The organism is Enemella evansiae, from assembly GCF_004362375.1.
GTDB lineage: Bacteria > Actinomycetota > Actinomycetes > Propionibacteriales > Propionibacteriaceae > Enemella > Enemella evansiae.
Genome location: NZ_SNXA01000011.1, coordinates 135684 through 159874, shown reverse-complemented (window position 1 = coordinate 159874; position 24191 = coordinate 135684). Strand labels below are relative to the sequence as shown.

Below are 24191 nucleotides of genomic sequence, written 5' to 3'. Positions count from 1 at the left end.
GAGGCCCGATGTCGAGCGACCGCCCGAATCCCAGGTCCTTGCCGGATTCCCTGGCCGGCCTGCGCGACACCCTGGCGGCCGTCGACCTGCCGTTGCAGCTGCCGGCCGCCGCGGACCAACGGCGGGCCGCGGGCGAGATGGCCGCCCAGCTCGACGACTACATCCTGCCGCGCCTGGCCACCATCGACGCACCGCTGCTGGCCGTCGTCGGTGGGTCCACCGGTGCGGGCAAGTCGACCCTGGTCAACTCGCTCGTCGGCCGGGTGGTCTCCCGGCCCGGGGTGATCCGGCCGACCACCAGGGCGCCGGTGCTGATCTTCCATCCGCGCGACGCGCACTGGTTCGAGGACGACCGGATCCTGCCCGGGCTGGCGCGGACCACCGGCCAGTCCGACGATCAGCGCGAGCTGCAGCTGGTCAGCGATGACACCATCCCGCCGGGGTTGGCGATCCTGGACGCGCCGGATGTGGATTCGGTGGTGGAGGAGAACCGGCGGTTGGCGGCCCAGCTGCTCGCCGCCGCCGATCTGTGGCTGTTCGTCACCTCGGCCGCCCGGTACGCCGATGCGGTGCCGTGGGAGTTCCTGCTGCACGCCGCCGACCGGTCCGCCGCGGTCGCCGTCGTGCTGGACCGGGTGCCCCCGGCCGCGATGGCCGACATCCCCAGCCACCTCGGCACCATGATGACCCAGCGTGGCCTGGGTGATTCGCCGCTGTTCGCGGTCCCGGAGACCTCGGTCGATGCCGAGGGGTTGCTGCCCGACTCGGCGGTCTCGCCGATCCGGACCTGGCTCGCCACCCTCGCCCACGACGCGGCCAGCCGGCAGGAGGTGGTGCACCAGACCCTCGATGGCGCCATCGGGGCGCTGCTCGCCCGCGGGCCCGGTGTGGTCGAGGCCTTGCAGGACCAGCAGGAGGTGCTCGCCCAGCTCCGCGAGGACGTCGACAAGGCGTACGCCGAGGGGGTGCGGGCGGTCTCGGTGCAGACCGCAGACGGCACGCTGCTGCGTGGTGAGGTGCTGACCCGGTGGCACGACTTCATCGGCACCGGTGAGCTCTTCCGCGCCCTGGACGAGAAGATCGGCTGGCTGCGGGACCGGGTGATGAACGTGCTCCGCGGTCGCCCACCGAGCGCGGAGAAGGTCCAGGTAGCCGTCGAGTCCGGACTGGAGGCCCTGCTCCGCGAGGAGGGCGACGCCGCGGCCGAACGCGCCGAGGCGGCCTGGGCGGCGAACCCGGCGGGCCGCGAGCTGCTGCGTACCAGCCGTGAGGACCTCACCCGGGCATCCCGCGACTATCCCAGCGAGGCCGCCCGCGCGGTCCGCGACTGGCAGGGTGCGGTGCTCGACCTGGTCGCCGATGAGGGGATGGGCAAACGGTCCCAGGCCCGCTTCCTGGCGATCGGGGTGAACACCATCGGGCTGGCGCTGATGATCGTGGTCTTCGCCCACACCGGTGGCCTCACCGGAGCCGAGATCGGCGTCGCCGGCGGGACCGCGGCGCTGGCGCAGCGGGTCCTGGAGGCCGTCTTCGGTGACGATGCGGTACGCCGACTCGCCAAGAAGGCGAAGGATGACCTGGACGCCCGCGTCTCGGCCCTGATGGCCCATGAGCTGGAGCGCTACCACCGGTTGCTCGACGCCGCGGCCCCCACCCAGGATCGCGCCGGTGAGCTGCGGGCCGCGCTGGAGCGGGTCCGGGCGGTCCGCGCCGGTGAGGAACCCGCCCAGCTCGAGGCGGCGCTGCCCGCCGGCCAGCACGAAGCGCGCGAACTGTCGACCGGTCGCGAGCTCACGGACGAACCGGAGCGGGCCGCGCTCGAAGGTGGCCAGCCGGCACCGAGCTATCTCGAGCAGCACGGTGACCGGTCCGCCGATGAGGTGCTGGAGGCCGAGATCGTGGAGGACCACGATGGCACGCGCTGACGACCTGGGTGCTCGGCTGCGCGCCCTCCGCGACGCCAGCGACCACGCCCGCGGCCGGGTCGACGACGAGGTCGTCGACCAGGCCGCGGCCGTGGTCACCCGGGCCGGCCGCCGACTCGAGCTGGCCGGCGACACCACCGTGATCGCCCTCGGTGGCGCCACCGGATCGGGCAAGTCCTCCACGTTCAACGCGCTCTCCGGCACCGAGCTCGCCGTCGCCGGCGTCCGTCGCCCGACCACCAGCAAGGCCATGGCCGCCTCCTTCGGTGACACCTCCGCCGAGGATCTCCTCGACTGGCTCGACATCCGCACCCGACACCAGGTCAGCGAATCGGCCCCGGACCGGGCCATCGCCCCGGCGGGCGCGACCAGCACCACCGCGACCGCCGAACTGGAATCCTCCCGGCCCCGCGGTCGGTCGCTGCTGCCCAGCCGGCGCGGCCGGCAGGGTGAGGCCGCCGATCGGCCGTTCGACCACCTGGTGCTGATCGATCTGCCCGACCACGACTCCACCGAGGCCGCCCACCGGCAGGAGGTGGATCGGTTGGTCGAGCTGGTGGACATGCTGATCTGGGTCGTCGACCCGCAGAAATATGCGGACGCCGCCCTGCACGACGGCTATCTGAAACCGCTGGCGCACCACGCCTCGGTGATGATGGTGGTGCTCAACCAGATCGACCGGCTCGATGACGCCGCCCGGAACCGTTGCCTCAGCGATCTGCGCCGCCTGCTCGACTCCGAGGGACTGGAGCAGACCGAGATCGCAGCCGTCAGCGCCCAGACCGGGGAGGGGATCGCCGAGCTGCGCCGCCGGATCCAGGCCCGGGTCGCCGACAAGCGGGCCGCCGCCGACCGGCTGGGCGCGGACGTCCGCCGGGCCGCGGATCGGCTCGCCGAGGCCTCCGGCACCGAACCCGCGGAACCGATCACCAGGGGATCGGCGCGCCGGTTGAACCAGGCCATGGCCGCCGCGGCGGGCGTGGACACCGTCGCCGAGGCCGTCGGCGGCGCCTGGCGGCACCGCGGCGGTCTCGCCACCGGCTGGCCGGTGCTGTCCTGGCTGGGCAGATTCCGGCCCGACCCGCTGCGCCGGCTGCATCTGGACCGCTGGGGCGTCGGCAAGCGCGGCAAGGAGATCGATCCGGCCCGCGTGTCGCGCACCTCGCTGCCCGCCACCACCTCGGTGCAGCAGGCACGGGTCGATTCCGCGGTCCGTGACCTGGCCGACGAGGCCGCCGGCGGCCTCACCCGCGGCTGGGCCACCTCGGTCCGCGCCGCCGCGCGTACCCATTCCGACAAGCTCTCCGACCGGTTGGACCGCGCCGTCGCCACCACCGACCTGGAGCTGGACCGCAACCGTGGTTGGTGGAAGGCGGTCACGGTGCTGCAGTGGCTGCTGGTCGCGGTGATGGCGGCCGGGTTGCTCTGGCTCGGTGTCGCCTTCGTGATGCTCTATCTGCAGCTGCCGCCGTTGCCGGAGGTGCGGTGGTGGGGACTGCCCGCGCCCACGGTGCTGCTGGTCGGCGGTATCGGTGCGGGACTGCTGGTCGCCCTGTTGGCCCGGATCGGGGTGCTCGTCGGTGCCCGACGCAAGGAACGGCGAGCCCGCTCGGCGCTGATGACCGCTGTCGGCGAGGTCACCCGGGAGCTGGTCATCGATCCTGTGAACGCCGAACTCGACCGTTACGAATCCGTGCGCGAGGCCCTGCAGCGCGCCCGGCGCTGAGCTCAGGCGGCCACCTCCCTGGTGTGCTCCTGCTCCTCGGGCTCGGCCGCGCCGTCGCTGACCGGTTCGTGCCCCACGACCTCGGTCGGCCCGTCCAGATCGGCCGCTTCACGCTCGGCCGGTGGCACGTCTTTCATCACCCGTTTGAACACGGTCGCACCCCAGGTCAGATCGTGCCCCACCGCCTGCGCCTCGAGCACGGTGCGCTCCCGGGTGCCGCCGGACTGGTCCTGCCAGCTCTCGGTGCGCAACCGGCCGGTCACCACCACGGGCTGCCCCTTGCGCAGGCTCATCGAGACATGTTCGGCGAGCTGGCGGTAGCAGCGCACACTCACCCAGGTGGTGGGACCGTCGACCCAGTGCCCCTCCCGCTGGAAGCGTGAGGTGTTGGCCATCCGGAAGCTGACATAGGGGACCCCCTGGCGGGTCGTCCGTTCCTCGACGTCGGTGCCGAGGCGACCGGTCATGCTGACGATCGGCTCCATGGTGTGCATCCTTTCTCGGGTCCTGCACGAGTCCTTTCCGCACCATGGCGCCCCAGCACCCGAATCGTGCACCCCCGGCGTACCGCCTGTGGACAACACTTCGAACCGCCCCGAGCTGTGGACAACACCGGCACTGGTTTCCGTGCCGCTCGGTCCGCCAATCTCTTGCGGTCGATCGCACGTGTTTCGGCGCTCGAACTGTGCATAACCCCTGACATCTTCGGAAACCGGTTGCACGTAAAAACGTATATACGTAGTATCGGACCATGGAGCTTGAAGAGCGCGTGGCCGCCCTCGAGGCGGCGGTGGCCCGATTGACCGGAACCGGGTCCGCGGCGGCGACCGATTCCCGTCCCGCGGCCGAGTCCACCGATCCCAACCCGGACAGGGATTCCGACTTCTGGTACCTGGAGGAGCTGGAGCGTCGGGAACCCGAGGGTGCGGTCGCGTTCACCGGGTCGGTCGAGGTGCCGGAGCGGGGACCGGTTCGCTGGCAATACGGATCGACGTCCGAACGGCTCGCCGAGGCCGACTGGTCGGCGTACGCCACCCAGCTCGACGCCCTCGGTCACCCGGTCCGGCTCACCCTGCTGCAGCTGATCCACTCCGGTGTCCGCTCCACCGCCGAGCTGGCCGCCCAGGAGGGCCTGGGCACCACCGGCCAGCTGCACCACCACCTGCGGGTGCTGATCAACGCCGGCTGGCTCGCCTCCACCGGCCGCGGTCACTACGAGATCCCGGCCACCCGGGTGATCCCGCTGCTCGCGATCATCCTCGCCGCCCGGCCCACCTGAGAAGGAGCTTCCGATGCCCGTCCTGGCCACCGCACCATCCCCACCCACCGAGACCCCGGGCACCCCGCGGACCGCCCGCCGATTCCCACTGACCCTGCTCATCGGCGCGATCGTCGGCGGCCTGCTCGGCCTGTTGATTGCCCCCGGTGCCGCCGACCCCGGACGGTGGCGCGGCGACCCCACCCTCAGCACCCGGCTCACCGACGCACTGCGCGCCGAACGCGGGATCTATTCGATGAGCGTCGCCGAACTGGACCGCGGCACCGTCCGCAGCGCCGACCTCGGCCCCGTCGGTCAGCGCCACGAGCTCGGCTCGATCACCAAGACCTTCACCGGCCAACTGTTCGCCGACGCCATCACCCGCGGCGAGGTGCGCCCCGACGACCGGCTCGCCGGCCGGCTGCCCGAACTCGCCGGCACCCCGGTCGGGGAGGTCACCCTCGACGAACTCGCCAGCCACCGCGGGGGCGTACCCCCGCTGATTCCGGCCGAACTGCTCGCCGGTCTCGCCATGCCGATCACCCTGAAGGACCCGTACTCGGCCAGCACCGCCGAGGTGATCCGCGCCGCGGGCCGGATCGAGCTGACCGATCGCGGCAGCTACGCGTACTCCAATCTCGGCGCCGCGCTGCTCGGCCACGCCCTGGCCCGCGCCGCGAACCAGCCCGACTGGCAGACCCTGGTCCGCCAGCGGTTGCTGCTGCCGCTGGGGATGACCGGCGTGGTCTTCGCCACCCGCCCCGACCTGATACCGGCCGACGCCAGCATCGGCCGGACGACCAACGGCAACCGGCCCGAGCCGTGGACCGCCGAAGGGATGCTGCCGGCCGGGGTCTCCACCTATGTCACCGTCGACGATCTGACCCGCTACGCCCGCGCCCTGCTCGACGGCACCGCACCCGGGATGGCCGCCCTCGAGCCGCGCTGGCAGGCCAGCGGCGCCGACAACCGGATCGGCTACTTCTGGATCACCAGCAGCGAACCCGGTCGACCGGCGATCACCTGGCACAACGGCGGCACCGGGGGAGCGCGCACCTTCTTCGGCCTGGATCGCGCCAACCAGCGCGCGGTGGTCGTGCTCAACGACTCGACGGTCTCGGTCGACAGCCTCGGCGTCGGCCTGCTCGCCGACAACCCGGTGAAGGCCTCGCCGTTGCCGATCGTGGCGCTGGTGGTGCTGCTGCTCACCGCCGGCGCGATCGGTCTGCTGGCTTGGCGAGCGGTCCGCACCCGATCCCGGCTACCGCTGCTCTCCGCGGCCATCGACAGTGCCCTGATGCTGTTCCTGGCCTGGCGGCTCGGCCCGTGGCAGCTGGTACCGGGTCTGCTCTGGACCGCGCTGGTCGGGGTCGCGCTGGCGGCCGTGCTCTGGGGCGTACGCCGATGGGCGGGGTTGCCGTGGGTCGGGAAGAAGCGGATCGGTGAATGGCTCGCGCTCGGCATCAGCCTCGCCCTGCTCGGCGTACTCGCGGCGCTGATGCTGCGCTGAGCGTCCGACCCGACCACGGCGGTGGCATACTGTGACGCGGCCCAGATCCCGCTACCGCGAAGGTTGACAAACCCGATGCCAGAGTTCGTCTACACCATGCACAACGTCCGCAAGACGGCCGGTGACAAGGTGATCCTCGACAACGTGACGCTGTCCTTCTACGAGGGCGCCAAGATCGGGGTCGTCGGACCCAACGGAGCCGGCAAATCCACCCTGCTCAAGGTGATGGCCGGTCTCGAGCAGCCCGGCAACGGCGACGCCATGCTCGGCAAGGGCAAGACCGTCGGCATCCTGCTCCAGGAGCCGCCGCTGACCGAGGGCAAGACCGTCCTGGAGAACGTCCAGGAGGCCGCCGGGGAGATCAAGAAGAAGCTCGACCGGTTCAACGAGATCGGTGAGCTGATGGCCGACCCGGACGCCGACTTCGATGCGCTGATGGCCGAGATGGGCGACCTGCAGACCGACCTCGACGCGGCGAACGCCTGGGACCTGGATTCCCAGCTGGAGCAGGCGATGGACGCGCTGCGCTGCCCGCCCGGTGACGAACTCGTCGACCACCTCTCCGGCGGTGAGCGACGCCGCGTCGCGCTCTGCAAGCTGCTGCTGCAGCAGCCCGACCTGCTGCTCCTCGACGAGCCGACCAACCACCTGGACGCGGAGAGCGTGAACTGGCTCGAGGGCCACCTGAAGAACTACCCGGGCGCGGTCCTGGCGGTGACCCACGATCGCTACTTCCTGGACAACGTCGCCGAGTGGATCTGCGAGATCGACCGCGGCCGGCTGCACCCCTATGAGGGCAACTACTCCACCTACCTCGACACCAAGCGCAAGCGGCTGCAGATCGAGGGCCAGAAGGACGCCAAGCGCGCCAAGATCCTGGAGAAGGAACTCGACTGGGTCCGCTCCAGCCCCAAGGCACGGCAGGCCAAGAACAAGGCTCGCCTCGCCCGCTACGAGGAGATGGCCGCCGAGGCCGAGCGGAACCGCAAGATCGATCCGTCGGAGATCAACATCCCGCCCGGCCCGCGGCTGGGCACCGATGTCCTCGAGGTGAAGAACCTGACCAAGGGCTTCGGCGACCGGGTGCTGATCGACGACCTGTCGTTCACCCTGCCGCGTTCGGGCATCGTCGGCATCATCGGCCCCAACGGTGTCGGCAAGTCCACGCTGTTCAAGATGATCGTCGACGAGCAGGAACCCGACTCCGGCACCCTCGACCTCGGCAAGACCGTGTCGATCTCCTACGTCGACCAGGGCCGCGGCGGCCTCGATCCGAAGAAGAACGTCTGGGAAGTGGTCTCCGACGGGCTCGACTTCATCAAGGTCGCCAACTTCGAGATGGCCTCGCGTGCCTACGTCGCCTCCTTCGGCTTCAAGGGCCCGGACCAGCAGAAGCCGACCGGCGTGCTCTCCGGCGGTGAGCGGAACCGGTTGAACCTGGCGCTCACGCTGAAGATGGGCGGCAACCTGCTGCTGCTCGACGAGCCGACCAACGACCTGGACGTGGAAACCCTGCAGTCGTTGGAAGACGCGCTGCTCGAGTTCCCCGGTTGTGCCGTGGTGATCTCCCACGATCGCTGGTTCCTGGACCGCGTCGCCACCCACATCCTCGCCTGGGAGGGTGACGACGAGAACCAGGCCAAGTGGTACTGGTTCGAGGGCAACTTCGCCGACTACGAGAAGAACAAGATCGACCGGCTCGGTGCCGAGGCCGCCCGCCCGCACGCCACCACCCACCGTCGCCTCACCCGCGGCTGAGTCATGAACCGCGTCGTCGGTTACCGTCGGCTGGCGGCGGGTTCGTCGCTCCGGGTGATCGGTGGGGTGCTGCTGGGACTGGCCGGCCTGCTCGCCGTGCTGGTGGTTGTGGTGCTGATGGTCACCATCCCGATGGTCGTCACCGGGGTGGATTCCTCCATCGTCCGGAACGTCGTGATCGGCGGTGCGGTGGTCGTGCTCTGCCCTCTGATCCTCGGGATCCTCATGCTGGTTGGGGTTTTCGACTCTCCGCTGCGCAAGATCTCGGCGCCCGACGGGGTCGCCTGGGTGCTGCAACCCGGCGGGGTGCTGGTGCGTACCGACCGGGGCGAGACCCTGATTCCCTGGTCGGCGGCCCGCTTCGACCGGGTGCCGGTGGCCGGCCTTCCGGGGGTACGCCTCAGCGGCCCCGGCGTCGAGGTCGCCTACCCCGAGCCGGGGCTCAGCCACAATCTGGGCCAGTTGCTGGCCCTGGCCGCCCGGTACGCGGAGGAACGTCCGCTCCGCTGAACCCGGGTGACCGAACGGAGGACCTGGATGGAGCTGGTCGTCGAATACCGCAACGGCGCCATGCGGCGGCGGGTCCGGCGCATCGAGCGGTTGACCGGGGTGCTGGCCGGTGTCATCGCGCTCGTCGGCGGCGCGCTGGCGCTGTTGAACCTCGACCGGCTGGCGGGGTCCCGTCAGTTGGTGACGATCGCGGTGTTGAGCCCGGTGCTGGCGGTGTGCTGCGTGCTGCTGCTGGCGGGGGTGCTCACCCCGGCGTACGCCCGGGCCGCCGCTCCCGAGGGGATCGCCTGGCGACTGCGCCGCGACGGGGTGGTGATCAACCGGCCCGCGGGGCCGGTCCGGATCCCCTGGGACCGGGTCCGCATCGACTCGGTCCTGGTCCGGGGCGTACCGGTGCTGCAGCTCGGTGGGGACGGTGTCGAGACGGCCTATCCGGAGGAGTTCCTCAGCCACGACGAAGCGCAGATCATGCACTACGCACGCAGATATTCAGCCAAGCACCGGCCGCGCTGAATCCGCCAGCAACTCCGCCAGGGTGATCGCCCGCCGGCCCTCCAGCTGCTCCAGCTGCAGTCGGCAGGAGAAACCGTCGGCGAGCACCACCGCGTCCGGACCGGCGGCCCGCACCGCTGGCAGCAGATCGTGTTCGGCGACCTTCACCGACACCTCGTAGTGCCCCTTCTCGACGCCGAAGTTTCCTGCCAGGCCACAGCATCCGCCGACCGTGGTGACCTCGGCGCCGGTGCGGGCCAGCAGCGCCTGGTCGGTCTGCCAGCCGAGCACCGAGGCATGGTGGCAGTGCGGCTGCGCCACCAGGCGTACGCCGCTGAGGTCCGGTGCCTGCCACTCGGGTGAGCGGGTCAACACCTCGGCCAGGGTGAGGATTCCGGCCGCCACCTCCGGCACCCGCGGGTCGTCGGGCAGCAGCTCCAGGGCGTCGGTGCGCCACACCGCGGTGCAGGACGGTTCCACCCCGATCACCGGGGTGCCGGCGGCGATGATCGGATGCAGCACCTCCAACGCGGCCCGCAACTGCCGGCGCGCACCCTCGCGCTGGCCGGTACTGATCCAGGTCAGCCCGCAGCAGGCGTTGCGTTCGACCAGCTGCGGGGCCCAGCCGGCCGCCACCAACACCTCGAGCAGCGGTTCCAGCCCGGTCCCGTCGAAGCAGTCGCTGAACGAGTCCACCCAGACCGCGATCGGCCGGCCGCTGGTCGCCGGCCGCGGGGTGCGCCGCCGGGCCGACCCGGAGGCGAACTGCGGCAGCTCCCGGCGGGTGTCGACACCGGCCGATTTCTTCAGCAGCGTGGAGATCCCGGGCAACCGGCCGGCCAGGTTGACCACCGGCGCCAGGCGGCTGGCGGTGATCAACCGGCCCCAGCGCGGCAACCAGCCGAGCGCATAGTGGGACCGGGGTCGCAGCTTGCCGGCGTAGGCCTTGTCGGTGACCACCGACTTGTAGCTGGCCATGTCGATGCCGGTCGGGCAGTCGCGATAGCAACCCTTGCAGGACAGGCAGAGATCGAGCGCGTCGTGCACGGCGGGGGAGTCCCAGCCGTGCACCAGGGAGCCGTTGGTCAGCTCCTGCAGCACCCGGGCCCGGCCGCGGGTGGAGTCCTTCTCCTCGCCGGTGGCCAGATAGGAGGGGCACATCACCCCGCCCGAGGCGGTCGTGTCGGCGATGCACTTGCCGACACCGGAGCACTGGTGCACCGCCTCCACCAGCTCGGGATCCCTGCGCAGCAAGGGTGTTCCGAGCAGCTGCGGGACCCGCAGGTCCGCGATCAGCGGCCGCGGATCCACCAGCACCCCGGGGTTGAGCACGTTGTCGGGGTCGAAGATCTGCTTCACCTTGCCCATCAGCGCCAGGGCCTGGGCGGAGTACATCTTCGGCAGCAGTGCGGAGCGGGCCCGGCCGTCACCGTGCTCACCCGACATCGACCCGCCGTAACCGGCGACCAGCTCGGCAGCCTCGGTGACGAACGCGCGGTAGGCGTCCGCACCACCCTCGCGGTCCAGCGGGAAGTCGATCCGGCAGTGCACGCAGCCGTCGCCGAAGTGGCCGTAGGGCAGGCCGTGCACCTGGTGCTTGCGCAGCAGCGCATCGAAGTCGCGCAGGTAGTCCCCGAGCCGCTCCGGCGGGACCGCCGCATCCTCCCAGCCACCGTAGGCCGGGCGCTCCAGCGATACCCCGGCCAGCCCGGCGCCGTCCTCGCGGATCTTCCACAGGGCAAGGGCCTGCGCCGGATCGGCGACCACGAAGCCGTCGATCGCGTGGGCGTCGGCGAGCAACGCCTCGGCCCGGGTCAGCAACCGGTCCGGATCGTCGTCGACGAGCTCGACCAGCATCCACCCGTCGCCCTCGGGCAGCGTGGGCACCGCACCCGGTCCCTTGGCCCGGGCGACCACGTTCACGATCCGCCGGTCCAATCCCTCGGCCGCGGTCGGGGAGTGCCGGCCCAGGACCACCGCGTCGTCCCCGGCGTCGGCCATGGTGGGATAGCCCAGCGCGACCAGCGCCTTGTGCGGGGCGTCCGCGACCAGGCGTACGGTGATCTCGGTGAGTACCGCCAGGGTGCCCTCGGTGCCGGCCAGGAAGCGGGCCACGTCGAAACCGTTCTCCGGCAGCAGATGCTCCAGCGAATAGCCCGACACCTGCCGGCCGAAGCGGCCGAACTCGGTGCGGATCAGGGCCAGATTGTCGGCCACCAGCTCGCGCAGCGCGGCCAGCGTGGGTGAGTCCGGGGCCGGTTCGCCGGAGACCACCCGGAGCCGTTCTCCGTTGCCACACACGATATCCGCGGCCACCACGTTGTCGGCGGTGCGGCCGTAACCCATCGCCCGCGGGCCGCAGGCGTTGTTGCCGACCATGCCGCCGATGGTGCACCGGGTGTGGGTCGAGGGGTCGGGTCCGAAGCGCAGCCCGTGCCGGGTGGCCTCCCGCTGCAGGACCGCGTGCACGGTGCCGGGTTCGACGGTCGCGGTGCGGGCGGCCGGGTCGATCGAGAGCACCCGGTTGAGGTGTCGCCTGGTGTCCATCACCACGCCCGGGCCGACGGCGTTGCCCGCACAACTGGTGCCGGCGCCGCGGGTGGTCAGCGGCGTACCGGAACGGCGGGACAGGTCCACCAGGGCGAGCAGGTCCGCGGTGCTCCGCGGGTACGCCACCGCCTCCGGGACCACCCGGTAGAGGCTGGCGTCGGAGGAGTAGAGCGCCCGGGCCAGGGTCGAGGTGTCGAGCTCCCCGGCGTACCCGGGCTCATCGACGACTCGTGCGAACTCCGCGGAGGACTGTGCCATGGACCCATCCTGCCAAGGCCGGCACCGGGTCCGCGCACCCGACCGGTATCAGGACGCGCCCCTGACCGATTCCTCGTTGATCACCGCGTTGGTGGTGCGGATGAACAGCACCAGCCAGGCGAAGCAGCCGAGCGCGATGACCAGCTCCGCACCGGTCCAGGAGAAGGAGTGGAACAGGAAGAGCAGCACCGAGACGATCGGCACCGCGAGCAGCGCCAGGGAGGCGAGCCGGAAGGAGGCCGGCAGCCCCGGGATGGCGCGCGGCGCGATCACCATCAGCGCCGCGATCGACAGCATCATGGTGAACGCGAACGCCATGTGGATCGGTTCGTACCAGTCGTAGGGGAAGAAACCGGTCAGCGCGCAGCAGGCGCCGGCGACGATCAACAGGGTCCGCACGATGGTGGTCCGGCCGCCGGCCGTCGCCGGCGCGCGGCTCAGGTCGTTGGTGAGCCGGTCGGCCAGGGTGATCAGCACCAACCCGGCCACGATCAGCGTGCCGTTGAAGGTCAGCCCGCTGGTGCCGCCGCCGCCCAGATAGCTGAAATGGTGGATCCACCAGTCCGGATCGGGGGCGGTCAGCATCGCGGTGAACACCCCGCCCACCATCAGCATGGTCAGCAGGGTCGCCAGGTGCATGGTGCTGCCGTCGGCACCCGACAGGCTGCTCGCGTACCCGGCCAGCATCGCCGCGACCCCGACCAGCGCCGCCGAATGCGGCAACGGCAGCGTCAACCCGCGGAAGGACATGGCCAGCAGGGTGAACACTCCCAACGTCGCGAACAGGGTGATCGCCAGATGGGTGAGCAGCAGACCGATCGCGGCCAGCACCCGTCGGAACACCGAACCGGCCCCGCGCGCCGGCGTCCGGCCGCGGCTCCGCCAGAGCGCATGCAGCGACCAGCCGTAGGAGGCCGCGGTCGCCACCAGGCAGCAGAGGATGGCGACGACACCGATGGACAGATCCCGGTCGAACATCGGCACGTCCTTGTTCCAGAACGCGATCAGGCCGACCAGCAACCCGAGCACCCCGGAACCACCGCCGGCCCACAGCGCGCGCGACTCGACCAGCGGCGAGGGGGCGACCCGGTCCAGCGGCGCGGTGTCCGCCGGTGCCGGATCGATCGCCGTCGAACCGGTACCGGACGGCGGTACGGATGCCGCAGTCTCACGCTGCTCGATCTCCTCGGTCACGAGTGCCACCTTTCCGGTTCAGCCTCGGCAATTCTGCACCGTGTGTCAGGCTGGAGGCCATGAGTTCTGCTGACAAGCCGCTGCTGGTGCTCGCGCACGGCAGTCTGGCGACCGGTGCGCACATGGAGCGCGTCGGTGCGGCGGTGGCGGATCTGGTCGATGTCGTGGCCCCGGATCTGCCCGGGCACGCCACCCGGTCGGCCGAGCCCTATTCGCTGCCCGAGTCGGTGGCGGTGATGGAGGAGATCATCGACGCGGCGGGCGCGCGGCCGGTGCTGCTCGGTGGGCATTCGCTCGGCGGGTTCACCGCGCTCACCTGTGCGGCCCGCCGGCCGGAGCGCCCGGCCGGGCTGCTGCTGATGGGTTGTGCGGTGGAGCCGCGGGGTGCCGGGGCGGTCGCCTACCAGGCCGCCGGGCGGTTGTACGACGCGTTCGGCGCCCGTTGGAATCGGGTACGCCGGCTCCCGCACAATCCGCTGGCACCGGTCTGGGGTCAGGTCATCTCGACCTGCGGATCGCACCAGCTGGCCGAGCTCGACTGCCCGGTGCTGATCCTGGGCGGTGCGCTGGATCAGCTGCACCTCGGCGCGCGCCAGTTCGCCCGAGCCACCCCGAACAGCCGGGTGGTCACCGCCCGGGGCCGCTCGCACGCCTGGCCGAACCTGCGCCCCGACGAGGTCGGCGCCCAGATCCGTCACTGGCTGCTCACCGACGTGCTCCGCGAGCCCACGCTCATCGAGTAGCAACCCATGCGGAGCGTCTCCCACGCTCATCGAGTAGCAACCCATGCGGAGCCTCTCTCACGCTCATCGAGTAGCAACCCATGCGGAGCGAAGCGGAGCAATGGGTTGCGTGTCGAGATGAGCGCCGGCGTACGCTCTCGCCGAGCATCGAGATGGGATGCGAAGGGGTTCATCTCGACACGGTCGCTGCGCGACCTACTCGATGAACGTACCGGCGGTCGCTGCGCGACCTACGCGATGAACGTACCGGCGGTCGCTGCGCGACCTACGCGATGAACGTACGGGGCGATGAACGTACCGGGGGTTCAGTCGGCGTCGAGAACGGCGCGGAAGGCGCGGCCGAGGGCCTCGAAGTCCTCGGGGGCGACGACATCGACGAAGGCCCGGCGGACCTCGGTGACATGGTTGGGCGCGGCCCGCTCCAACAGCGCGTACCCGGCGTCGGTGAGCCGCGCCAGGACGCCGCGGCGATCGTCGGGGCAGGCCTCGCGGAGCACCAGGCCGGCCTTCTCCATCCGCGCGATGGTGTGGGTGAGCCGGGAGCGGGACTGGTGCACCAGGCTCGCCAGTTCGCTCATCCGCAGCTGGCGGTTGGGGGCCTCCTCGAGCGAGACCAGGATCTCGTACTCGCCGATGTCGATCCCGAACCGGCGCAGATCCGCGTCCAGGCGTTCGGTGATCCGGGCCACCCCGAGCAGATAGGTACGCCAGATCTGCTGCTGCTGGTCATTGAGCCAGGGGGCGGTCACGGTCTCGGTCATGCCCCGATGATACCCATTGGATTCAATCCTCAACAATCGAAGTTTTGATTACTCGGGCGGAGCTGGGTCGGGCTGGGCAAGCGACCTACTTGTCAGTAACATGACCGCGCGTAAGAGAACTGTAAGGAATCCGACCGACGATCGACCGTGCGCCACGGCCGACCAGTAGGATCAACGGCCACGGAGGCCGGGGGTGCCCTCCGGCCAACTCGACTGGAGGGACCATGAGCAACACCCGCGAACAGACCACCGCCGAGATCAGTCCGGAGGTCCAGGCCCAACTGGACGACCGGGCCCCGTCGATGGGCGAGATGTTGCGTCGGCGCATCGCCAGCGACCCGCAGCGCACGGCCTTCCTCTACCCGGATGCCCAGGAGAACTGGCAGCCGCTGACCTGGCAGCAGGCCGGGGAGATCATCTACGACCTGGCGGCCGGTCTGCTGGCCGTCGGTCTCGAACCCGAGGGTCGGGTCGCGCTGGCCTCCACCACCCGGGTCGAGTGGATCCTGGCCGACCTGGCGGTGATGTGCGCCGGCGGCGCCACCACGACGGTCTATCCGACCACCAAGCACGATGACGTCAGCTACATCATGGGTGACTCCGGCTCGCGGGTCGCGATCGTCGAGGACACCGAGCAGCTGGAGAAGCTCGCCCAGAACCAGGACGTCTACACCAACCTGCTCGCGGTGGTGCTGATCGACGGCGACTCCAGCGATGACAAGGTGCACAGCTGGCAGGAGTTCCGCGAGCTCGGTCAGGCGTACCGGAATCAGAATCCGGATGCCGTCGAGCGCGCCATCGCGGGCACCGGCCCGGACACCCTGTCCACCCTGATCTACACCTCCGGCACCACCGGCCGGCCCAAGGGCGTCCGCCTGACCCACGACGCCTGGTGCTATCTGGGCCGCTCGGTGCAGCTGTTCGACCTGGCCACCTACGACGACCTGCAGTACCTGTGGCTGCCGCTGTCGCACGTCTTCGGCAAGGCGCTGATCGCGATCCAGGTGCAGATCGGTTTCCAGACCGCCGTGGACGGGCGGATCGACAAGATCGTCGACGGACTCGGCACGATCAAGCCGACCTTCATGTGCGGTGCGCCGCGGATCTTCGAGAAGGTGCGCGCCAAGGTGATGATGGGCACCGCCACCGGTCTGAAGGCGAAGATCGCCCGGTGGGCCTTCCAGGTCGGCAAGAAGACCATTCCCTACCGGCTGGAGAACCGCCCGCTGCCGCGGGGGCTGGCGACCCAGTACGCGCTGGCCGACAAGCTGGTGTTCAGCAAGCTCAAGGAACGGCTGGGTGGCAACCTGCGCTTCATGATCTCGGGGTCGGCGAAGCTGAACTCCCAGGTGCAGCAGTGGTTCTACGCCGCCGGCATCCTGATCGTCGAGGGTTACGGGATGACCGAGTCCTCGGCCGTCACCTGCGTCAACGACCCGCGGCTGCCGAAGCTCGGTACCGTCGGCACCCCGATCCCCGGGACCAGGCTGAAGATCGCCGAGGACGGCGAGGTGCTGATCGCGGGCCCGGCGGTGATGCGCGGTTACCACAATCTGCCCGAGCAGACCGCCGAGACGCTCACCCCCGACGGCTGGTTGCGTACCGGTGACATCGGTGAGATCGACGAGGGCGACCGACTGAAGATCACCGACCGGAAGAAGGACCTGATCAAGACCTCCGGCGGAAAGTATGTGGCACCGCAGAAGGTCGAGGGCGCACTCGTCGCGAACTGTCCCTACATCTCGCAGGTGATCGTGCACGGGGAGAACCGCAAGTACATCTCCGCGCTCATCTCCTTGGATCCCGAGGCGCTGGAGGGTTGGGCGCAGAGCCAGGACGACAGCCGGCTCAAGGGCATGGGGTACGCCGAACTGGTCCGCAGCCCCGAGGTCGAGAAGATGATCTCGGGTTATGTGGACCAGGGCAACGCCCGGCTGGAACGCTGGGAGACTGTGAAGCGGTTCCGGATCCTCGACCAGGAACTGACGGTCGACGAGGGTGCGGTGACCCCGAGCCTGAAGATCCGCCGCGGTGCGGTGGAGAACAAGTACGCCGACTGGTTCGACTCCATGTATGACAAGGAGGACTGACTTTGCCCCATGTCGTCGACATCCCCACCCGGTGGGGAGACATGGACGCCCAGGCACACCTGAACAATGCGGTCTACGTGGACTTCCTGCAGGACGCCCGCGTCGACTTCCTGCACTCCGCGTCCTTCGGCCATCTCCTCGGTGATGAGGACGATCCCGATCATGCCGGGAACGCGATCCTGGTGGTCGGCCATCGGGTGGAATACCTGCGTCCGGTGGTGCACGGACAGGCCGTCCGGGTACGCCTGTGGGTCGAGTCGGTGGGCGCGGCGCGGTTCGTGATCGCCTACGAGGTGACCGCCGATGACGAGGTGGCGGTCCGGGCGCGGACGGTGCTCTGCAACTTCGACCGGAACGCCCAGCAGATCCGGCGCTTCGACCCGGTCGCCAGGGCCGCGTTCGTCGATGCGGTGGAGTCGGGCGAACCGCTGCGTGAACTGCCCGCAGTGCCGGAATTCGTTGCGGACAAGGCATTCCGTACGCCGCTGAAGGTGCGCTGGTCCGATGTCGACCGGTACGGGCACGTCAACAACGTCCGCTACTACGACTACGCCCAGGAGGCCCGGATCGAGATGATGCGTCGTCTCGGTGACGGTCTCGAGGTCAGCGACAGCTCCTCGGACTCCCTGTGGCTGCTGGTCCGTCAGGACGTCGACTATCTCGGCCAGTTGAAGTTCCGCACCGAACCCTATTCGGCGCTCACCGTCGTCGAGCGGATCGGTGGGAGCTCCATCACCATGCAGGTGCGGATGATGGATGAGGAGACCGGCATGGTCTTCGCCAACGCCCGGACCGTGCTGGTGCACGCCGATGCCAAGGGTCGCCCCGCCCCGCTCAGCGACACCGCCCGCAAGGCCCTGGAACCCCATCTCCTCGACCCCGCTTGACGTTCATCGAGTAGCAACCCATGCGGAGCGGAGCCTCCCCACCCGTTCATCGAGTAGCAACCCATGCGGAGCGGAGCCTCCCCACCCGTTCATCGAGTAGCAACCCATGCGGAGCGAAGCGGAGCAATGGGTTGCGTGTCGAGATGAACCCCCCAGGCGGGGCTCATCTCGACACGGTCGCTGCGCGACCTACTCAGACCTTCAGCCAGACCGCCTCATCGGTACCGAGCTTGCCGCTGGCGGCCTCACCACTGTGCACCAGCACCTCGGCACCCTCGGGCAGGGCCACGGGCGCCCCGAAGTTCACCATGCAACGGAATCCGGGCTCCCGGTCGAAGACCAACAGGTCGGCGTGCTCACCCTCGCGCCAGGTCAGATCACCGTCACCGAGGGCGGGATTGCGGCGCCGCTCGGCGAGTGCGGTCCGGTAGAGGTTCAGGTGGCTGCCCGGATCGTCGGTCTGGGCGGCGACGCTGAGGCTCGACCAGTGCGCCGGCTGCGGCAGCCACGGCGTACCCGACGGCCCGAAACCGAACGGGGACTGCGATCCCGACCACGGGATCGGCACCCGGCAGCCGTCGCGGCCCTTGACGGTGTGCCCGGACCGCTCCCAGGTCGGGTCCTGCAACACCTCGGCGGGCAGATCCTCGACCTCGTCGAGACCCAGTTCGTCCCCCTGGTAGACGTAGCAACCGCCCGGCAGCGCGAGCTCCAGCAGCGCGGCCGCGCGGGCCCGCCGCCGGCCGAGGGCCAGATCGGTCTCGAACTGGGTGTAGTGCTGCCACTCCCGGCCGCGGTGCTCCGGTGCGACCCCGTCCCGCTCGAACCGGGACCCGGTCTCGGCCTTGCCGTAGCGGGTCGCGACCCGCGGGGTGTCGTGGTTGGAGAGCACCCAGGTGGCCGGTGCACCGACCTGCTGGTGGGCGCGCAGCGACCGGGTGATCACGTTGTGGAGCGACTCGGCGGACCACTCCGAGAGCAGGTGGTCGAAGTTGAAGGTGCTGTGCAGGCGGCCCGGTTCGACATAGCTGACCAGTCGCTCGACCGGTTCCAGATAGGCCTCGGAGACGAACACCCGCGCCCCCTGCTCGCTGTCGGCGTACTCGTCGGCGACCCCGCGCCAGCGGCGGTGGATCTGCTCGAGCTGCGGGTGCACGTCCCACAGCGGCGCACCGGGGAACTTGTCCTTGCTGATCCCGAATCCGGTGTGCTTGTTCAGCGGCAGATCCGGCAGGCTGCCGTCCTTGGCCATCGAGTCGGCGACATCGATCCGGAATCCGTCCACACCGCGGTCGAACCAGAACCGCAGGATGTCGTCGAATTCGTCGGCGACCTTGGGGTTGTCCCAGTTCCAGTCCGGTTGCTTCACATCGAACAGGTGCAGATAGAACTGCCCGGGATGGTTGTCGGAGTCCAGCACTCGCTGCCAGGTGGAGCCGCCGAACAACGCCTCCCAGTTGGTCGGCGGCTCGGAACCGGCATCACCGCGGCCGTCGCGGAACCAGAACAGCTCCCGCTCGGGCGAACCGGGTTCGGCGGCCAGCGCCTCGGCGAACCAGGGATGCTCATCGGAACAGTGGTTCGGCACCAGGTCGATCAGCACCCGCAGCCCGTGCTGGTGGGCCTTGGTGATCAGCTCATCGGCGTCGGCGAGATCGCCGAAGTCGGGGTGGATGTCGCGGTAGTCGGCGACGTCGTAGCCACCGTCGGCGAGCGGGGAGGGATACCACGGCGAGATCCAGAGTGCGTCGATGCCGAGCTCGACCAGGTGGTCGAGCCGGTCGATGATGCCGCGCAGGTCACCGGTGCCGTCGCCGTTCGCGTCGGCGAAGGAGCGCGGGTAGATCTGGTAGACCACCGCACTGCGCCACCAGTCGGCGGCGCTCTGGTCCGGGGTCGCGGTCTGCTGGGTCATGGTCTTCCTCAAGCTGGGCGTCAGCGGACCGCACCATCATGCCCGACCACTTACCAATCTGTCAGTCCGTTTCGTGGAGCAGTCTGTGGACCGTCACCAGGTTGTCCCGGGCGAACGCGGGCCAGCGCTCCCAGTAGTGGTCGACTGCCTGGACGGCCACGAACAGCTTCCACCCACGCGCCCGCTGCCAGGTCGCGTCGTCGAGGTCGAGCCGGTTCCGGTACGCCGCCCGGGCGGTCCCGGGATATTCCCAGATCGCCGCGTGTTCGGCGGTCGGATTGCCCAGCCCGAGGACGCCGAAGTCGATCGCCGCGACCAACCGGCCCTCGCGTACCAGCAGGTTCGCCGCGCGCAGATCACCGTGCAGCCACCCGTCGGGCAGGATCGGGTCGTCGACCGCCAGCGCGGTCCGCCAGAGGGCGGCGACGGCGTCCCAGTCGAGTTCGGTGTCGTGGAGTACGCCGCCGTCCGCCGCCGCTCGGAGCCGATCGATGGCACCCCAGCCCTGGTCGGCGAAGTCGTGCAGCCGCTTACCGCGGTACCAGGCCAGCGACCCGGTGCGGGTGGCCCCCATGGTGTCCAGGGCATGGAGCTGCTCGACGAAGTCGGCGAGCCGGTCGCCGAAGTCGGCCCAGTCGGTGACGTTGTCCGCGGTCGGTACCGAACCGTCGATCCAGCGGTAGATCGACCAGGGATGCGGGTAGCGCTCGTCCGGCCGGCCGCGGAAGACCGGAGTGGGGATCTCCAGCGGCAGGTGCGGTGCGAGCCTGGGCAGCCAGGTCTGTTCCTTGGCCACGTCGCTGGCGGTACCGGGGCGGCGGGGGAGCCGGACCAGCAGCTCGCCGCCCAGCCGATACATCTGGTTGTCGGTACCGGCACCGGCCACGGTCAGCGGGAGGCCGGCCCACTGCGGAGCCTGCGAGGCCACCAGCCGACGGGCGTCCTCGGCGTCGAGGGCGACCTCATCGGGGAACAGCGTCATGGGTCCCGATCCAACCGCTCCGATGCGAACCCGTCGACCGATTTTCCCCAGGTTCATCGAGTAGTGGCCCGGCGCAGCGCAGCCTTTTCGTCCGTTCCACGTGTCGAGATGAACTCCCCGATCAGGGCTCATCTCGGCACGGTCGCTGCGCGACCTACTCGATGAGCGTGGGGACTCGATGAGCGGATGGCAGACTCGCCCAATGGAGTTCGAGGCGGATGCGATCGTCGTCGGTGCCGGGATCGCGGGGCTGGTGGCGACCTATGAGCTGGTCCTGGCCGGCAAGCGGGTCCTGTTGCTGGACCAGGAGAACCGCAACAACCTGGGCGGGCAGGCGTACTGGTCGCTGGGTGGGATCTTCCTGGTCGACAGCCCCGAGCAGCGGCGGATGGGAATCCGGGATTCGCCCGAGCTCGCACTGCAGGACTGGCTCGGGTCGGCGCAGTTCGACCGGTTGGCCGACGAGGATGCCTGGGGATACGAATGGGCGCGGGCCTATGTGGAGTGGGCCGCGCACGGGAAGCGGGATTACCTGCACCGGTTGGGTTGGCGGGCGGTGCCGTTCGTCGGCTGGGCCGAGCGCGGCGACGGTTCGGCAAGCGGTCACGGCAACTCGGTACCGCGCTTCCACCTCACCTGGGGGACCGGACCCGGTGTCGTCGAACTCTTCGCCAAACCGGTGCTGGCGGCCGAGCGCACCGGGCTGGTGCGATTCGGCTTCCGGCACCGGGCGGACCAGCTGATCGTCGAGGACGGGGCGGTCGTCGGGGTCCGCGGTGGCGTACTGGCCGCGGACGACGCCGCCCGGGGTGTCGCCTCGAACCGTGCTGTGGCAGGAGAATTCGAGATCCGGGCGCCCGCGGTGATCGTCACCTCCGGTGGCATCGGGCACAACCACGAGCTGATGCGGCGTAGCTGGCCCGCCGAACGCGTCGGCCCGTTCCCGTCCCACCTGATCTCCGGCGTACCCGCGCATGTCGACGGCCGGATGCTCGCGATCACCGAGGCCGCCGGCGGCCGGGTGGTCAACCGGGACCGGATGTGGGCCTACACCGAGGGCGTCCACAACTGGGACCCGGTCTGGCCGAACCACGCGATCCGGATCCTGCCGGGGCCGTCCTCGATGTGGTTCGACGCCACCGGCCGGCGACTGCGTGGCATGTCCGGGGTGCCGGGTGCGGACTCGATCGGCGCGATGACCCAGATCCTGGCCACCGGGCACGACTACTCCTGGTTCATCCTCACCCAGTCGATCATCGAGAAGGAGTTCGCGCTCTCCGGATCGGAGCAGAACCCCGACCTCACCGGCCGCGACCTCGGCTACCTGATCCGCACCCGGCTGGGCGGCGGAGCACCGGCACCGGTGGCCGCCTTCATGGAGCACGGTGACGACTTCGTGGTCGCCGACACCCTGCCCGAACTGGTCCGGGGGATGAACGCGATCAGCCGGGGCCCGGACCTGGAGCTCGCCACGATCGAGTCTCAGATCGCCGCCAGGGACCGCGAGCTCGACAACTCCTTCACCAAGGACGTCCAGGTGATGGCCATCCACAACGCCCGTCGCTCGCGGACCGACAAGCTGATCCGGGTCGCGAAACCGCACCGGATCCTCGACCCCGCGCACGGTCCGCTGATCGGCGTACGCCTGAACATCCTGTCCCGCAAGACACTGGGCGGGCTGCAGACCGATCTCGACTCCCGGGTGCTCGATGCCGAGGGGCAACCGATCCCAGGCCTGTACGCCGCCGGCGAGGTCGCCGGATTCGGCGGCGGGGGAGTGCACGGCCACAATGCCCTGGAGGGCACCTTCCTCGGTGGCTGCATCTTCTCCGGCCGGGCCGCCGGTCGTGCCCTCGGCCTCACCGACCTTGGCTGAGCGAGTGAGGAACGAGCGAGACGAAGCCACCAGACGTTCAACGTGTCGAGATGAACCTCCCGAACAGTCTCCCTCAGCCCAGCGGCTCGGGGGTGTTCCGCATCGAGTCCGCGGCGCGGACCAGATAGGTCCAGAAGATCGCGTCCTGTTCCGGGGTCAGCGCGACATCGTCGAGGGCGCCGCGCATGTGTTTCAGCCAGGTGTCGCGCTCGGCGCTGGTGATCCGGAACGGGAAGTGCCGCATCCGCAGCCGCGGGTGTCCACGCTGCTCGGAATAGGTCGTCGGACCGCCCCAGTACTGCTCGAAGAACATCCGCAGCCGCTCCTCGGCCGGACCGAGATCCTCCTCGGGATAGATCGCCTTGAACTCGGCGTCCTCGGCGACCCGGGCATAGAAACCGCGGACCAGCTTCACGAAGGTGTCGTGGCCACCCACCGCGTCGTAGAAGGTCGTCGGGGCGTTCGGTTGCTCGGCACTCACCCCCGCATCCTACGTCGTGTGCCGCGTGGTTAGCCTTGGCAGGGAACAGGAGGGTCAGTCAATGAACGACCAGAGCAACAAGTACGAGTACCTGATCATCGGGGCCGGAGTGGCCGCCGCCAACGCCGCGCAGGGCATCCGCGCGGTCGATTCGGACGGCAGCATCGGAATCCTTGGTGCGGAAGGCGATCCGCCGGTCTATCGTCCTGACCTGTCGAAGACCCTCTGGCTGGACAAGGACGCCAGCCTGGACAACTCCGAACTCCTCGGCGACACCAAGGGCGTCGACCTGCGTACCGGTGTCGATGTCGAGCGGATCGAACCGGATCAGCACCAGGTGACCCTCTCCGATGGTTCCCAGGTCGGTTACGACAAGTTGCTGATCGCCAGCGGTTCCCAGCCGATCACCACCTCGCTGTCGGCCGGCCCGCGGGTCGTCTACTACCGCACCGTCGCCGACTACCGCGAGCTGCGGGAGCTGGCCAAGCCGGGCAGCCACATCGTGGTCGTCGGCGGTGGCTACATCGGCTCCGAGATGGCCTCCGCGCTGGCCCAGAACGAGGTCAAGGTGACGATGGTCGTCGGGGGCGGCATCGTGCAGGCGTCGATGTTCCCGCCGGATCTGGCCACGGTGGTCACCAAGGCCTTCATCGATCACGGTGTGCAGATCGTCGACGGCCTGCTCGCCGGCGGTACGGCGACCGCTGACGGCGTACGCCTGGAACTCAAGGACGGGCAGACCCTCGAGGCCGACGCCGCGGTGATCGGGATCGGGGTGAAACCGCGCGTCCAGCTCGCCGAGCAGGCCGGGCTGAAGGTGGACAACGGGATCGTGGTGGACGCCGAGCTGCGGACCAGCGCCCCCGACGTCTACGCCGCCGGTGACGTCGCCAACTATCCGGACAAACTGCTCGGCCGGCGCCGGGTCGAGCACGTCGACAATGCCGAGAAGATGGGCGAGACCGCCGGGCAGAACATGGCCGGGAAGGACGAGGCCTACCAGAACACGCCGTTCTTCTGGTCGGATCTGTTCGACTACGGTTACGAGGCCGTCGGCGAGACCTCGACGAAGCACACGATGGTCGAGGACTGGAAGGACGAGAGCCTGGACACCGGTGTCGTCTACTACCTCGACGGCGGTTCGGTACGCGGGGTGCTGCTCTGGAACGTCTGGGACAGCGTGCCCAAGGCCCTCGAGGTGATCGAGCAGACCGCCGACGACCCCGTCAGCGACCCCGACTCCCTGAAGGGCCGCATCCCCCTCGGCTGACCCAC

The 24191-nt window shown here is 69.8% G+C and carries 19 protein-coding genes; 12 read left to right on the top strand and 7 right to left on the bottom strand.

What is annotated here, in order from left to right:
• The first annotated feature begins 8 nt into the window (after positions 1-8).
• Positions 9-1925 (top strand): GTPase domain-containing protein, encoded by a 1917-nt coding sequence (locus C8D81_RS15350; protein ID WP_208109325.1) that lies wholly within the window; start codon positions 9-11, stop codon positions 1923-1925.
• Positions 1912-3651 (top strand): GTPase family protein, encoded by a 1740-nt coding sequence (locus C8D81_RS21875; protein ID WP_094406909.1) that lies wholly within the window; start codon positions 1912-1914, stop codon positions 3649-3651. Before C8D81_RS15350 ends, C8D81_RS21875 begins: the two co-directional genes overlap by 14 nt.
• 2 nt (positions 3652-3653) lie before the next feature.
• Here C8D81_RS21875 and C8D81_RS15340 read toward each other — a convergent pair whose 3' ends face one another.
• The gene (locus C8D81_RS15340) at positions 3654-4136 is read right to left on the bottom strand and encodes a single-stranded DNA-binding protein (protein ID WP_166646837.1); all 483 of its coding nucleotides are present in this window, start codon (positions 4134-4136) and stop codon (positions 3654-3656) included.
• Between the two features lie 266 nt (positions 4137-4402).
• Between C8D81_RS15340 and C8D81_RS15335 the strand changes: the two genes are divergently transcribed.
• The 5 genes from C8D81_RS15335 to C8D81_RS15315 all read left to right on the top strand — a co-directional run bounded on the left by C8D81_RS15335 (position 4403) and on the right by C8D81_RS15315 (position 9200).
• Positions 4403-4930 carry an ArsR/SmtB family transcription factor gene (locus tag C8D81_RS15335; RefSeq protein ID WP_094355850.1) on the top strand — a complete coding sequence of 176 codons (528 nt, stop codon included), beginning with the start codon at positions 4403-4405 and terminating at the stop codon, positions 4928-4930.
• A 13-nt stretch (positions 4931-4943) separates the two neighbouring features.
• Complete coding sequence (locus C8D81_RS15330) at positions 4944-6419, top strand: serine hydrolase domain-containing protein (protein ID WP_133626375.1); 1476 nt, start codon at positions 4944-4946, stop codon at positions 6417-6419.
• Positions 6420-6494: 75 nt separating this feature from the next.
• A complete protein-coding gene (gene ettA, locus C8D81_RS15325) occupies positions 6495-8177 on the top strand; it encodes an energy-dependent translational throttle protein EttA (RefSeq protein WP_094355852.1) in 1683 nt (560 codons plus the stop codon).
• A 3-nt stretch (positions 8178-8180) separates the two neighbouring features.
• Positions 8181-8687 (top strand): hypothetical protein, encoded by a 507-nt coding sequence (locus C8D81_RS15320; protein WP_094403885.1) that lies wholly within the window; start codon positions 8181-8183, stop codon positions 8685-8687.
• 6 nt (positions 8688-8693) lie between these two features.
• Positions 8694-9200: a hypothetical protein gene (locus C8D81_RS15315; RefSeq protein WP_133626374.1), complete on the top strand. Its 507-nt coding sequence runs from the start codon at positions 8694-8696 to the stop codon at positions 9198-9200.
• Here C8D81_RS15315 and C8D81_RS15310 read toward each other — a convergent pair.
• Both C8D81_RS15310 and C8D81_RS21025 read right to left on the bottom strand, forming a co-directional pair.
• On the bottom strand, positions 9177-11987 hold the full coding sequence (locus C8D81_RS15310) for an FAD-binding and (Fe-S)-binding domain-containing protein (protein WP_133626373.1): 2811 nt from the start codon (positions 11985-11987) through the stop codon (positions 9177-9179). The genes C8D81_RS15315 and C8D81_RS15310 overlap by 24 nt on opposite strands.
• A gap of 48 nt (positions 11988-12035) precedes the next feature.
• A complete protein-coding gene (locus tag C8D81_RS21025) occupies positions 12036-13181 on the bottom strand; it encodes a hypothetical protein (protein ID WP_166646836.1) in 1146 nt (381 codons plus the stop codon).
• A 59-nt stretch (positions 13182-13240) separates the two neighbouring features.
• On the opposite strand from C8D81_RS21025, the gene C8D81_RS15300 reads away from it, so the two are divergent.
• The gene (locus tag C8D81_RS15300) at positions 13241-13924 is read left to right on the top strand and encodes an alpha/beta fold hydrolase (RefSeq protein WP_166646835.1); all 684 of its coding nucleotides are present in this window, start codon (positions 13241-13243) and stop codon (positions 13922-13924) included.
• Between the two features lie 305 nt (positions 13925-14229).
• Here C8D81_RS15300 and C8D81_RS15295 read toward each other — a convergent pair whose 3' ends face one another.
• On the bottom strand, positions 14230-14685 hold the full coding sequence (locus tag C8D81_RS15295; RefSeq protein ID WP_094355859.1) for a MarR family winged helix-turn-helix transcriptional regulator: 456 nt from the start codon (positions 14683-14685) through the stop codon (positions 14230-14232).
• Positions 14686-14909: 224 nt separating this feature from the next.
• On the opposite strand from C8D81_RS15295, the gene C8D81_RS15290 reads away from it, so the two are divergent.
• Positions 14910-16775 (top strand): AMP-dependent synthetase/ligase, encoded by a 1866-nt coding sequence (locus C8D81_RS15290; protein WP_094355860.1) that lies wholly within the window; start codon positions 14910-14912, stop codon positions 16773-16775.
• Between the two features lie 2 nt (positions 16776-16777).
• Positions 16778-17662: an acyl-CoA thioesterase gene (locus C8D81_RS15285; protein WP_094428763.1), complete on the top strand. Its 885-nt coding sequence runs from the start codon at positions 16778-16780 to the stop codon at positions 17660-17662.
• Positions 17663-17855: 193 nt separating this feature from the next.
• On the opposite strand, the gene C8D81_RS15280 is transcribed toward C8D81_RS15285, so the two are convergent.
• Both C8D81_RS15280 and C8D81_RS15275 read right to left on the bottom strand, forming a co-directional pair.
• On the bottom strand, positions 17856-19577 hold the full coding sequence (locus tag C8D81_RS15280) for a glycoside hydrolase family 13 protein (RefSeq protein WP_094458996.1): 1722 nt from the start codon (positions 19575-19577) through the stop codon (positions 17856-17858).
• 61 nt (positions 19578-19638) lie between these two features.
• Positions 19639-20559 carry an aminoglycoside phosphotransferase family protein gene (locus C8D81_RS15275; protein WP_133626371.1) on the bottom strand — a complete coding sequence of 307 codons (921 nt, stop codon included), beginning with the start codon at positions 20557-20559 and terminating at the stop codon, positions 19639-19641.
• A gap of 202 nt (positions 20560-20761) precedes the next feature.
• Between C8D81_RS15275 and C8D81_RS15270 the strand changes: the two genes are divergently transcribed.
• Positions 20762-22435 (top strand): FAD-binding dehydrogenase, encoded by a 1674-nt coding sequence (locus C8D81_RS15270; protein ID WP_094406929.1) that lies wholly within the window; start codon positions 20762-20764, stop codon positions 22433-22435.
• A 73-nt stretch (positions 22436-22508) separates the two neighbouring features.
• On the opposite strand, the gene C8D81_RS15265 is transcribed toward C8D81_RS15270, so the two are convergent.
• The gene (locus C8D81_RS15265; RefSeq protein WP_094355865.1) at positions 22509-22916 is read right to left on the bottom strand and encodes a globin; all 408 of its coding nucleotides are present in this window, start codon (positions 22914-22916) and stop codon (positions 22509-22511) included.
• A gap of 61 nt (positions 22917-22977) precedes the next feature.
• Between C8D81_RS15265 and C8D81_RS15260 the strand changes: the two genes are divergently transcribed.
• On the top strand, positions 22978-24186 hold the full coding sequence (locus C8D81_RS15260) for an NAD(P)/FAD-dependent oxidoreductase (protein WP_094406931.1): 1209 nt from the start codon (positions 22978-22980) through the stop codon (positions 24184-24186).
• Positions 24187-24191 lie beyond the last annotated feature (5 nt).